13 protein-coding genes and 1 riboswitch are annotated in these 13,361 nt (G+C 36.4%); all 13 genes read right to left on the reverse strand.

Annotated features, from left to right (window positions below):
* Positions 1-49 precede the first annotated feature (49 nt).
* Positions 50-1,510: a RecQ family ATP-dependent DNA helicase gene (locus ACO1PF_RS01030; protein ID WP_423189526.1), complete on the reverse strand. Its 1,461-nt coding sequence runs from the start codon at positions 1,508-1,510 to the stop codon at positions 50-52.
* The gene (locus ACO1PF_RS01035; RefSeq protein WP_423189527.1) at positions 1,503-2,555 is read right to left on the reverse strand and encodes a helix-turn-helix domain-containing protein; all 1,053 of its coding nucleotides are present in this window, start codon (positions 2,553-2,555) and stop codon (positions 1,503-1,505) included. Before ACO1PF_RS01035 ends, ACO1PF_RS01030 begins: the two co-directional genes overlap by 8 nt.
* 169 nt (positions 2,556-2,724) lie before the next feature.
* Complete coding sequence (locus ACO1PF_RS01040) at positions 2,725-3,336, reverse strand: ECF transporter S component (RefSeq protein WP_423189528.1); 612 nt, start codon at positions 3,334-3,336, stop codon at positions 2,725-2,727.
* 158 nt (positions 3,337-3,494) lie between these two features.
* Positions 3,495-3,612, reverse strand: a riboswitch (FMN riboswitch).
* 82 nt (positions 3,613-3,694) lie between these two features.
* On the reverse strand, positions 3,695-5,497 hold the full coding sequence (locus ACO1PF_RS01045) for an ATP-binding protein (protein WP_423189529.1): 1,803 nt from the start codon (positions 5,495-5,497) through the stop codon (positions 3,695-3,697).
* A 4-nt stretch (positions 5,498-5,501) separates the two neighbouring features.
* Positions 5,502-6,248: a response regulator transcription factor gene (locus ACO1PF_RS01050; RefSeq protein WP_423189530.1), complete on the reverse strand. Its 747-nt coding sequence runs from the start codon at positions 6,246-6,248 to the stop codon at positions 5,502-5,504.
* 124 nt (positions 6,249-6,372) lie between these two features.
* A complete protein-coding gene (locus ACO1PF_RS01055) occupies positions 6,373-7,092 on the reverse strand; it encodes a pseudouridine synthase (RefSeq protein ID WP_423189531.1) in 720 nt (239 codons plus the stop codon).
* A gap of 11 nt (positions 7,093-7,103) precedes the next feature.
* Positions 7,104-7,658 (reverse strand): SMC-Scp complex subunit ScpB, encoded by a 555-nt coding sequence (scpB, locus tag ACO1PF_RS01060; RefSeq protein ID WP_423189532.1) that lies wholly within the window; start codon positions 7,656-7,658, stop codon positions 7,104-7,106.
* Entirely contained in the window at positions 7,651-8,424 is a 774-nt protein-coding gene (locus ACO1PF_RS01065) for a segregation and condensation protein A (RefSeq protein ID WP_423189533.1), read from the reverse strand. Before ACO1PF_RS01065 ends, scpB begins: the two co-directional genes overlap by 8 nt.
* 34 nt (positions 8,425-8,458) lie before the next feature.
* Positions 8,459-8,812: a GNAT family N-acetyltransferase gene (locus ACO1PF_RS01070; RefSeq protein WP_423189534.1), complete on the reverse strand. Its 354-nt coding sequence runs from the start codon at positions 8,810-8,812 to the stop codon at positions 8,459-8,461.
* An 18-nt stretch (positions 8,813-8,830) separates the two neighbouring features.
* Positions 8,831-10,162, reverse strand: a complete 1,332-nt coding sequence (gene lysA / locus ACO1PF_RS01075; protein WP_423189535.1) for a diaminopimelate decarboxylase — start codon at positions 10,160-10,162, stop codon at positions 8,831-8,833.
* Between the two features lie 156 nt (positions 10,163-10,318).
* Positions 10,319-11,140 (reverse strand): purine-nucleoside phosphorylase, encoded by an 822-nt coding sequence (locus tag ACO1PF_RS01080; protein WP_423189536.1) that lies wholly within the window; start codon positions 11,138-11,140, stop codon positions 10,319-10,321.
* Between the two features lie 23 nt (positions 11,141-11,163).
* Positions 11,164-12,333: a phosphopentomutase gene (deoB, locus tag ACO1PF_RS01085; RefSeq protein WP_423189537.1), complete on the reverse strand. Its 1,170-nt coding sequence runs from the start codon at positions 12,331-12,333 to the stop codon at positions 11,164-11,166.
* Positions 12,334-12,456: 123 nt separating this feature from the next.
* Positions 12,457-13,356, reverse strand: coding sequence for a site-specific tyrosine recombinase XerD (gene xerD, locus ACO1PF_RS01090; protein ID WP_423189538.1), 900 nt, complete (start codon positions 13,354-13,356; stop codon positions 12,457-12,459).
* Between the last annotated feature and the right edge of the window lie 5 nt (positions 13,357-13,361).

The raw sequence follows: 13,361 nt of genomic DNA on the forward strand, positions 1-13,361 counted from the left end.
AGTTTAACTCCTCTTATACTATTTGGTATTCATTATATCATAGATAGAGCTATTTTTTAGGTTGCTCAGTAAAATTAAATAACTTTTTCACGACCATTTCCCAAGTTCGTTCACTATTATTATTCTTATGATCAAAGTCTTTGTTTATTTCATAAGGAAGTGATAATTGAGGCTGACAACTTGAACAGCATTGCTTGGAATCAACCTCTAATTCTTCGTCAAAGTAATTAAGTAATGTTTCTCTTTTACACCCCGTCGTCAATGCATACTCCACCATGATGCTCAACTGCTTTTTCTTATAGATAATGCGCTCTTCTATAAGGTGATGTGCGTTCTCTATATCGATGTTTTGTTTTATAAAGTAATCTGCAAGTCTACTTTTACTATCATCCTTTAGTAACTCTAGGGATTTGGGATGGGCATAAGCGAATGAAAGCTCATCGTTACTGGGAAAAGTATCTTGTTGTAATCTCATTTGAAGAAACTCATCACCACTCTCGTATAGTAATAAGGCTACTCCTCCATTTTTATCTCTACTTGCTCGACCAATTTCCTGTAAATACATCTCTGGATTAGCAGGCATATGATAGTGAATCACAAATCTTATGTCCGGTTTATCGATTCCCATACCAAATGCACTCGTAGCACAAATAATGTCCAGATTATTATGAAGAAATTGTGCCTGGATTTTCTTCTTGTCTTCTGCTTCTATGTCACTATGGTAGCTTTCTGCAGAAAAAGTCGTTGTCTGTCGAATTTTTTCTGCCATAGCGTCAGCAATTTTTTTACTTGAAAAATAAATGATCCCGGCACTCTTGAACTCATTAATAGCCTGAATCAATCTGACCTCTTTGTCCCCTTTGCATAACTGTACTCGCATTTGTATGGAAGGACGATTCACCGAATAAATAATTTCTTTAACATTAGATTGAATATTTAAATTTTCAATAATCTCATTTCTAACTTTTTCTATAGCCGTAGCAGTTAGAGCCATGGTGAGCGGTTCATCTAATTTCTTTCTGATCTCACCTAGTTTAAGATAATCCGGTCGGAAGTCCATGCCCCATTGCGAAATGCAGTGGGCCTCATCCACCACCAGCAAAGATAATTCAATGTTTTTCAAATGAGCTATTATTCTATCGTGCTGTAACATTTCAGGAGACATAAATATAAACTTGAAGGAATCTAAATTATTAATTATCAATCTTTTTTCTTTTTGAGACATAAAACTATTCAATGCAACAACCGACTTCTCGCCATTTCTTTTCATCATTTCCACTTGATCTTGCATTAATGATAATAAAGGAGAGACCACTAAAGTTGCACCCGACATGAAATATGACGGAAGTTGATAACATAAGGATTTCCCACTTCCTGTCGGTAACATGACTAGCGAATGTTCACCCTCCAAGGCAGCTTCAATGGCTTCTTTCTGACCTGGCCTGAACGTAGAGTGACCAAATCGCATATTTAACATTTTGTACATCTGTTTTTCTAGATTTTTAGTCATTCTGTCTGATCCTTTCAATTTCAATTAAGCGATATGAAAAAAAATCTAAACCCTCTATAATTGTCTTCGCTTCAGCATATGTCGAGACCTGTTTTGATTCGAATAAAGAATGCAGCTCTGTATAGTGGGTAGCAGAAATATACTGTTTGTAATATGGCCAATCTTCTATTAAAACACATTCAAGTATGTGCTCTTTGATAGTATTGTCTTTCAGTTTTCGTCTTTTGGCTACTTCATTTAAGCTAATTCCTTTTCCAAGCATTTTTTTTGAAATCCAGACACTATGACTCAACCCCTCATCACTATCTTTATACGTATGTTTCCATAACGAAGAAATTAGAGGAAATGAATTCTCGTCTCGTAGGGCTATTTTATAACTTAGCTGATCAATTAAAACTTTATAGTGTTCAGTCGATAAGTCGTGAGTGTTTTGGATCTGACGGCTTGTGCTTCCGTTAATGTTATGTCCAACAAAGTGACCTGCAATAAAATTTGAGTGATCAGTCGAAAACGATCGGAGCAATGCATTCAACTCTTCAAACCACATTAAAGTCAATTCATCCATTGCTTTTCCGTATCCAACTAACCATTTTTTTATACTTAACTGATTATCTAAATTCGATAAATACGGCACGTAGTCTTTGTTTTGATAACTGTATTCAGAAAATATTTGAGTAATGAAAATAAAACGACTCCAAAAGAGTTGTTTCGTAGTTGCATAGCGTAACTGATCTAAATTGTTTATAAAAGGAAAATCTTTCTTGAAATTTTCTTTTTCTTTTAGACCCACTGGCGTAATTTTTAAATGATCATCGGCAATCATTATGCACTGTTGAGCTATAAGTAAATGAATGATCCTTTCCCAATCTTTTATTGAGAGCTCTGGAAAGAGTGCAAATAAAGCATACAACTTATTTTTTTCTACATTGAATAAAACAGAGGGGGTCCGTTTTCCACTTGCAATGAGACTCAATTGTTTAATTGTTACTATAGTATTTTTGTTAAATAAACTCAATATATAGTTTGCTAGAAAATCGTCAGTCAACTTGATCTCACTCCTCTGAATTTCAAAATGTATTGTCGCTTCAATTATATCATTATTATCAGATGCAATAACCCTTAAATATGAGTTTATTGACAACAAAAAGAGAATAAATAACGGCTGGAAAAAGATTCCCTGCTATTAATTATTCTCTCGTCAATAATATTACGGGTTAATTCGTTTCATTAACAGCCAGTGATTGACTGCGCTTTTTCTGAAATTTTTTCTTCGTTTTATCTAACCATGGTTTCATTTTAGCAAAAGCGACATAAAAAACAATGCCGACCAATATACCTTTAATCAGGTTGAATGGCACAACAGCCAGCATTAAATAAGTCCGCATCGGTCCAACATCAAATCCCATAACCGCGATATATGCTGGAGCAATGACCAACCAGTTCAAAACCGACATGACAACTGTTAATGATAGCGTTGAGCTGAAAATACCAACTATTCTATCTTTTAATGTCGCACCATATTTTATTAGTATGAAATATATAGGCAGTGTATAAGAGACCGTCGCAATAAATGCAGCTGTATCTCCGATTGGAAATCCCATTTCCCCACCTTTTTGTGCGTAGGATAGCAGTGAACGTATAAAAGCAATGGTAATGCCGGCAACCGGACCATAAACATACATGCCGAACAGTACTGCTAGATCACTAAAATCGACTTTTAAAAAGGGTGAGCCGGGAAGGACTGGGAATGACAACAGTGAAATCACCCATGCTAATGATGCTAACATAGCAACGCCAACTAATTTCTTCGTCTTGCTGTTTGACATAATAAATCCTCCTAAAAGGATTCATCCTACTGAGGGTGAACTTCTCTGAACACAACTATGTCAGTGTCACCAGAAGTAAAAGGGTAAAAAAACTCTATTTATCCCCCTACTTCAGGTGACAAATAGAGCATTAGACAGTTTTATGTTCAGTCAAAAAGCTCCATCTTCTTTATCCAGACTTTACTGTCGGTACTGGAATCTAACCAGTTCAGCAATTTTAATCGCTCGTGGACTTTACCACCGGTCGGGAGTTACACCCTGCCCCTGAAGATGAATCATATATTATATTGTTTTCATAACTAATTATACCGTCTGGGTTGAACAAGTCAAGTCTATATCAAATTACGAGTTTACGGATTTAATCATCCTGGTTCATTGGTATATGAATAATAAAAGAAGATCCTACATTCATTGATGACTCAACTTCGATAAATCCTCCATGTGCTTCAACGATATTCTTAACTAACGATAAGCCGATTCCTGTTCCATTAGTATTAGATGCGTAATTAATTCGAGATTTGTCCGCTTTGAAAAAACGGTCAAAAATATAGGGTAAATCGTCTTCCGGAATCCCTGTCCCTGTATCTTTTACAATCATAACAACTTCATCAAGCTTCTCTTCTTTAAGTAATTGAAGCGTGACTATTTTTTCTTCTTTGTCAGTGATGCTTGTGTGTCTTATCGCGTTGTTGATGATATTGACAAAGACCTGGTCCATCTTATCTTTATCAATCATTTGATGAACAGTTTCTTTAGGAGTTTCCATTTGTAGTGACACTTCAGCATCACTCGCCATATTATCGAAACGGAACAACAGGTTTCTTAAATAACTGTTGAGATTGACTTCAGATTTTTGTAATTCTATATATCCGGCTTCCATCCGAGATAAATCAAGCATCTCGTTTACCATTCGATTCATTCTTTGAGATTCATCTCGAATAATTTGAGCCATCTCTTTTTTCTCTTCAACACTTTCAGCAACATCATCTAGTATCGCTTCACTGTAACCCTGGACCATAACCAGCGGTGTACGTAATTCATGTGAGATATTATTAATGAAATCTACTCTCATTCTATCTAATCGATGTTCTTTCGTTAAATCTTTGGTTGAGACCACTAAGCCTCTAAGTTCACTACTGTCAGATTCCATCAGAGGTAGGATGGTCACCACATAAAAAGTTTCTTCCATTTCAATAGTAAACTCCACCGATGATTTATTGTTGATCACTTCGTTTAATTTTTCATCAATATCAACAAATTTATCATGGCTAGAGAAGTTAGCTTCTTCGACCTGGTATTGAGTTAAGAACAAGTCTCCCACAGGGTTAGATAATAACAACGTTTTATCAATATCGTAATATATAATGCCAGTTTCAACGTTTTCTAAAATATGGCTTAATAATTCTTTTTCTTGCTTGACCACGGTTCGATTCGTTTCAAGAGAATGCCCCATTTTATTCATAGCCATGGCAAGTTCGGCTAAGTCATCACGACCCGCAATAGGTAGCTGGTGGCTGAAATCATCTCGAGCAAAATCAAAAGCTATGTTCGTCATAGCATTTATCGGCTCTGATACATTACGTTTTAAATACAAATAATAATATAGCGCAGCCAACAAGTGGGCAATAATCAAACCAGTTAATAAATAGCTCATGCGTCTTTCTATATTAACAAGAAAGGACAGATCTCCATAAGAATAAAATAGAGCATCTTCTCCGTCGATTTCTGTGGGTTGAATATGAAAAACATGTGGAATATTTGTTTCATACGCTTTAAGTAAATCAGAACGAATTTGTACCCGCTCGTTAGATTCAATGTTATCCATGACTCCTGGTTTGTTTGCCATGCTCTCTTTTTCTTCTTCTGCAAAAGGTAATAGCCACTCTTCGTCATTAGAAGAATAGGTGTCATCCAATAATAATGCAAAGTTTATATGTGAATGGAAATCATTGATTTCTTCGATATTTTCCAATAAAAAATGTGGATCCGCTAATGCAAGGCGCTCCACATTTATAATAATCTGTTCGTATTCATTCATATAATTATCTTTGATTTGTTGAGAATAAAAGACACCATAAAATATAGTCGTAATGACGAAAGATAACAGGGCAATTCCAAACGTAATGAGCCAAATTTTGATTGCCACTACATTTAATTTCATACAATTACTCCTCTTCGTCATCAGGATAGGAATTCAATTTATAGCCTAGACCCCATACTGTTTCAATCATTTTAGAAGCGACATCTGATTCTTTTTTAAGTTTTTCTCTTAATCTTTTAACGTGTGTATCTACTGTTCTTAAATCTCCAAAAAATTCATATTTCCACACTTCTCTGAGTAATTGTTCTCGACCAAATATTTGATCTGGAGAAGACATTAGATAATGGAGCAAATCATATTCTTTTGGAGTTAAATTAACCGGCTGACCATCGGCAGTGACTCTTCTAGAATCATTATCAATTTCTAAATGAGGTAAAGTCAATGTGTCCGATATGTCCCCATTAGTGCCACTGGGAGTATCACTTTTAGTCCGTTTCAATATAGCCGCCACACGCAGTACTATTTCGCGAGGACTAAATGGTTTGACGATATAATCATCAACACCCGCTTCAAATCCCTGAATACGGTTTAATTCTTCTCCCTTAGCTGTGAGCATCATAATCGGTGTGTCTTTTTCTTTTCTGATTTCTTCAGCTACTTCAAGCCCATCCATTTCTGGCATCATTACATCTAAAAGAATGAGATCATAATCATTTTCTAAAGCCATTTCTAATGCTTTTTTTCCATGTTCGGCCTCTTCGATACTGTAATCCGCTTTTTCTAAATACATTTTTAGTAGTCTTCTGATTCTATCTTCATCATCAACTACTAGCAATTTCTTTTTGTCATCTTGATTAGTCTCTTCAGTCACGTTTAGACACTCCTCTAATTCATACTTTAGTCATTGCTAGTATTAAACTCTTTCAGCAAAGCTCATATATAAATCCATTATAACGAACGAAATCTGTTTCTGCCAACATATTCACTCTTAGGAGTTATTCCTTTACAAGTTCTTTTAATTTATTTACTTCAAAAGTTTTAAGTTGACGCCATTCTCCCGATTGAAGACCTTCTGTTGTTAAAAAGCCATATTTATCTCTGTTTAATTTTTCGACTGGAAAACCAACAGTTTTAAGCATTTTTTTCACCTGATGATTTTTACCTTCATGGATAGTCAATTCAACCATGCTGATATTTTTTCTAGGATCGATATCGATAATTCTTGCTTTAGCAGGTCTTGTTTTATAATCATCTATATTCAAGCCTTTTTCTAATTTAGCGATGGCTCCTTTATTAATTAAACCTGTCACTTTAGCTATATATGTTTTTTCGACACCATATTTCGGATGGGTCAGCTGGTTAGTCAGTTCTCCATCATTCGTTAATAAAAGTACGCCTGTTGTATCATAATCTAAACGGCCAACCGGATAGATACGCTGTTCAATATGTGAGAAAAAGTCCACAACTGTTTTTCTTCCTTTGGGATCGTCTGCACTTGAGATAACACCTCTGGGTTTATTTAACAGGAAATATAACTTTTGTTCTTTACTAATAGGCATGCTGTTTACTTCAATGGTATCATCGTTGCTCACGTTTAAACCCATCTCCGTAACTACTTTCCCATTCACTTTAACTTTGCCTTCTTTAATCAGTTTTTCTGATCCTCTTCTAGAAGCTATTCCTGCATGTGCCATTACTTTTTGTAGACGTTCCATAATAATCCCCTTTAAAATTCTAATTCTTCGCTAAACAAACTTTGATTTTCTATTTGTTCTTCAACTTCTAACTCTGGTAGTTCCGTTAAATCATTTAATCCAAAATAATCTAAAAAGTAATCTGTTGTTCCGTAGATTGCTGGTCGTCCTGGCGCATCAATTCGGCCAATTTCATAGATTAAATTTCTTAATTTTAATTTATGTAGGCTTGATGATAACTGCACGCCCCTGATATCTTCTATCTCCATCCGAGTAATGGGTTGTTTATATGCAATAACAGCTAATGTTTCAATCGAGGCTTTACTCAACTTTTTAATTAGAGGAGATTTTGCATAATGCTCTATCACGGCTGAAAATTCTTTTTTTGTAACTAAACGATAGGTTTCAGCCGTTTCTATTAATTTCAAGCCACTACTTTCTTCATTTAAATATCGTTCTGATAGGTCTTCAAGGCATACTTTAACGTGGTCAGGGGTGGATTTAGTCAATTGAGCCAAGTTGTATAGCGTCATTCCATCTTCACCGGCCACGAACAACAAGGCCTCGTATGCAGCAAATTCATTCATTTTGCTCACCTAATCCTTTCTTTCCCTGTTTTACACTAGATAGAAAAATTTCACCAAAACTTTCAGATTGCTGGATTGCCACTTTATTTTCTTTTATCATCTCTAGTAAGGCTAAGAAAGTGACAACATACTCTTTTTTTGTCGGTTTAGTGAACAAAAGTCTAAAAGGTACCGCTTGTATACTTGAGGATATCTTTTTTTCTAACCATTCTATTTTTTCATTAACTGTGATTTCTTCTAAATCGATCGTATTTGGAGTAGGATCCAGCCATTCTTTTCTTTTGAAAAGTTCACCGAACGCTCCAATCAAATCACTTAATTCTAAATCCCCTGTTTCGAGAGGGATAAACTGTTGGAAGTGTGTTAAGTCCTCAGGTGGTTTGGAAAAATACTGTTCACGACTTTCACGTTTTTCATTTAATTTAGTCGACACATACTTGATCTTCCGATATTCCAAGAGTTTCTGTTGTAGTTTTTCAATGGAATCTTCTTCGACATTAAACTCTTCACCCTCTTCTTCCCAAGATTCATTTCTCGGAAGCAGTAATTGACTTTTTATTGACATAAGGGTTGCCGCCATAACTAAATATTCACCAGCCACGTCAAGTTGGAGCATCTGCATGGCATGCAAATAATTTAGATATTGTCCAGTTATTTCTTTGATCGGTATGTCGTAAATATCAATCTCCATCCTGTTGATAAGATGCAGCAGCAGATCAAGAGGTCCTTCAAAGATATCTAAGTTAACTTTCCATTTATCGCTCATTCAGTTTCCTACTTTACAATGTCATATTAATTAACTAAGCCTTCTGCCACTTAGTTAAAATAGATGCTGTTTCCAGTGTTCCAACAATTCGTTTTGGTGAGCATTGTTTTGACAGAGCGTTTAGCATTCTGTATGCCATGCCTTCTTCACGATAAGATGGGTTCACGGCGATGTGTCTTAAAAGGACCATTTCTTCGTCTTCTTCAATGCCAATAACGCCAGCCAAATCGCCTGTTTCTTCACTTTTCCATAAGAAAAGCTGTCGATTATTTTCTTGACTGTACCATTCCATTTCTTTTGTTAGCCGACTTGTTTCTTTTAAATCAGGAACGTAAGACAATAATCCCATCGTTATTTTCTGATAATCAGCTTTATATATGACGAGCATGAAAGTCCTCCTGTTTTATTACCAATTTTCGATACTATTTTCTAATTTCAAAAAATCTTGAACTGTTTCTCTCTTGATCGCTAAAAAGTCTTTACCCTTTTCTACGAATACCACTGCAGGTCGGGGTAAGCGATTATAGTTGCTCGCCATAGAATAACCGTATGCACCGGTACTAAATATTGCTAAAACATCTTTTTGAGTAGGTTGAGGTAACGTAATATCCCATATCAACATGTCTCCACTCTCACATGCTTTTCCGGCAATGGATACTTTCTCTTCACTATTCTCGTTGACTCTATTTGCCAACACTCCAGTATACTCAGCTTGGTAAAGTGCGGGTCTTATATTATCCGCCATTCCTCCATCTACTGAAACATATTTTCTGATTGCAGGAATGTTTTTTTGACTTCCTACCGTATACAAACTTGTGCCAGCTTCTCCTACGATACTTCTACCTGGTTCGATCCAAATTTCCGGAAGAGCTAGTTCATTTAATTTAGCCTGTTTTCTTACGGCATTCATTATAGCTTCGGCGTAGTCATCTAAAGGAAGTGGCGTATCTGCTTCAGTATAGCGTATACCAAAACCTCCACCAACATTAAGTACATCCAAGTTAAAACCAAATGTTTTTTTCCACTCTTTTGCTTTCGCTAAAAGTTTTTCAATAACTACTTGATACCCATCGACTTCAAAAATTTGAGATCCAATATGAGCATGTAAGCCAATACTATTTATATTATCAGCTGATTTTATCTTTGCAATTGCCTTTTCAACTTGTCCTGAGGCTAAGTCAAATCCGAACTTAGAATCCGCCTGTCCTGTCGTAATATACTCGTGCGTGTGTGCTTCCACACCTGGTGCTACACGAATAAGAACATCCATTACTTGATGATGTTTATTAGTTAATTCTTCAACCATATCAATTTCATAAAAATTATCGATCACTATGCATCCGATATTTTCTTGAATAGCGGTATTTAGTTCATCGTATGATTTATTATTACCATGAAAGTGAATGCGTTCCTTAGGAAATCCGGCTTGTATGGCCAAAAACAACTCTCCACCCGAAACAACATCCAACGATACATCTTCTTTTGCTAATATTTCGTATAATGCCAGCGACGAAAAAGCTTTACTGGCATAGGCAACCTGCGTTTTATTTTCGTAATTTTTAAACGCTTCTTTAAACGTATTGATTTTTTCTTTTATTAAAGAAATATCATAGACATTAAGGGGTGTCCCGTATTTATCTACAAGGTCTATCGTATCCACACCGTCAATAACCAAGTGATTGTGCGTATTGATTTCCATATTACTCATTAATCTTTTACTGTAATTATCTTTATTCATCTTTTCCCACTTTTCTTATAAGTTAATCGTTCACAACGAAAGAAATTCATTCATGACAATCATACCTATTTATCAAGTAAAAATCAAACGGATCATGATTTACAGACAGAGAAAGAGCGAAAGTCTAAAACTTTCGCTCTTTCTCTCAACCCTCAACTATAAATTTGAAATGACTGATTTAACTAAAGTTTTAAATGTTTCTCTTACTCGAGTGGTTACTGCTACCACTTCATCATGATTTAAACTTTCCTGCATACCAGCAGCATAGTTCGTTATACAAGAAATTCCTGCTACTCTGAGGCCGGCATGATTTGCCACGATCACTTCAGGAACTGTTGACATGCCTACTGCATCTCCACCTAACGTGCGCACCATACGAACTTCTGCAGGTGTTTCATAGGTTGGTCCGGACATGCCCATATAGACACCTTTTTGGATAGTAACGTTTAGCTCTTTCGCGACATCTTCAATCATACCCTGATACTCTTTGTCATAGGCATGACTCATATCAGTAAATCGGGGTCCTTGAGTATTGTCATTTGGTCCGTGTAATGGATTCAATCCAACCATGTTGATATGATCAGTGATAATCATCAAATCGCCTGGTGTAAAGTTTTTGTTGACCCCTCCGGCAGCGTTTGTAACTACAAGTGATTCTACGCCCAAAGCTTTCATCACTCTAACTGGAAATGTCACTTCTTTCATTGAGTAACCTTCATAGTAGTGGAAACGACCTTGCATCGCTAATACTTTCTTACCGCCTAAGTCACCGTAAACCAATTGGCCTGCATGGCCTTCAACGGTAGACACTGGAAATCCTGGAATATCTTCATAAGGAACAGCTATGGCATTATCAGCTTCATTTGCCAGTTCCCCTAAGCCAGAACCTAAAATCAGTCCGATTTCAGGCATTTCAATTCCTTTTTCTCTTAAATAAGCCGTTGCTTTTTCAATTGCTAGAGTATAATTGTCAGTCATTCATTCATTCTCCTTTTAACGATTTATTTTAACTTGTTCAAAAAACTATTGCCGAATCCAGTGTTTTTGACACCGAAATTTTCAGCAATCGTGGCACTGATATCTGCGAACAAGCCCTGAGGCAATTCTTCACCTTTTTCAAACTTAGGTGAAGAAATCAAAAGTGGCACGTACTCTCTCGTGTGATCGGTTCCTGGGGCTGTCGGGTCATTCCCGTGGTCAGCTGTAAGGATCAGAAGATCATTCTCTTTCAAGGCATCATAGATTTCAGGTAAGCGGGCATCGAAGGCTTCCAAGGCATCGCGGTAACCTTCCACGTTTCTACGGTGACCATATAACGCGTCAAAATCAACCAGGTTGGTAAAACTTATCCCATTAAAATCTTTTTTCATGACATCCAACAATTTATCGACACCATCCATATTGGATTTTGTACGCACAGATTCTGTGATACCTTTTCCATTAAAGATATCGTCGATCTTGCCGACAGCAATAACGTCTTTTCCGTCTTCCTTAAGAAAATCTAATACTGTGTCGCCAAACGGACTTAAAGCATAGTCGTGTCGGTTGCTGGTGCGTGCGAAATCTCCGGGTTTACCCAAATAAGGACGAGCAATGATGCGTCCAATCATGTACGGATCTTCTTTTGTAATCTCTCTAACATACTCACAAATATCATAGAGTTCTTCCAGAGGAATCACATCTTCGTGTGCTGCAATTTGCAGTACAGGATCTGCAGACGTATAAACAATCAGGTCCCCAGTTTCCATTTGATGTTCACCGAGTTCTTCAAGGATTTCAGTGCCAGATGCTGGTTTATTGCCTATTATTTTTCTGCCTGTATGTTCTTCGATTTTTTTGATCAAATCCTCCGGGAAACCATCTGGAAATACTCTGAATGGGGTTTTAATATGTAGTCCCATTAATTCCCAGTGCCCTGTCATCGTATCTTTCCCTACTGATTTTTCTTCCAGTTTAGTAAAGTATCCTTTAGTAGAATCAACCGGCGCAATGCCTTTTAACGGAGCAATATTTCCTAAACCGAGTGATTGCATATGAGGGACATTTAAGCCTGCTTCTTCAGCAATATGTCCTAAAGTATGAGCCCCTTCATCATTGAATTCTTTAGCATCCGGCGCTTCACCAATGCCTACAGAATCTAAAACAACTAAATGTATACGATCAAAATTCATGATTTTTTTCCTCCTTATATTATCTCTTTCATTCAGAATAAATGAGTACGCTTAATAATGCAAGAATGGCGCTGTATTTAGCCCTTTTATGAATAATCTTTTAGACTTTACTCATTTAATTCATTAAGCTCTAGGATGGTAAGTAGAATAAACATCTTTGAGTCGATGTTTGGTAATATGCGTGTATATTTGTGTTGTTGAAACATTCGCATGACCCAAAAGCTCTTGTACAATTCTTAAATCTGCTCCATTTTCGAGTAAATGTGTAGCAAATGAGTGTCTCAGAGTATGGGGAGTTATCGATTTTTTCAGTCCCGCTTTTTGAGCATGTTGTTTTATTTTTTTCCATACGCCTTGTCTGCTCAACGGTCTTCCACGAGAATTCAAGAATATGACAGAAGTCTCTTGTGAAGCTTTTTCTAACAGTTTTGGTCTCGTTGTCATCATATAATAATCTAACCACTTACAGCCCAAATCGCCTATTGGGATCAATCGCTCTTTGTTTCCTTTACCAACGATCTGTATGAGTTTCATCGATAAATGGACGTCATTCGTTGTCAGCTCAATTAATTCTGTAATTCTTAGTCCGGTTGCGTACATGACTTCTAAAATAGCACGATCTCTTATGCCTAAAGGCTTTGTCGTATCCGGTGTTTGCAGTAATTGATCTATTTGCTGCATGGATGCTATTTTGGGTAAAGAATCTGCTTTTTTTGGTGTTTTCACGTACAGCATAGGGTCTTCCTCTGCGTATCCTTCTTGTTTTAAGTACTGGTGAAATTTTCTTACACTTGAAAACATACGAATGATCGTATTATCTGCTTTCTTGAGTGCTTTCTGTTCACTAAAATAATCGAGAAGGAGATAGCGATCTATCTCCTTCCACGATTTTATTTTATGTTTATTGAGATAATCAATATATTGTCCAATGTCTCTTTGATAACTGCTAACTGTATTGTTTGCCAATCCTTTTTCGATTTTCAAAAAGACAATATAGTCATCAAACGGTTCAAGATTTAACATACAAT

Source organism: Alkalibacterium sp. f15, assembly GCF_049389645.1.
GTDB lineage: Bacteria > Bacillota > Bacilli > Lactobacillales > Carnobacteriaceae_A > Alkalibacterium.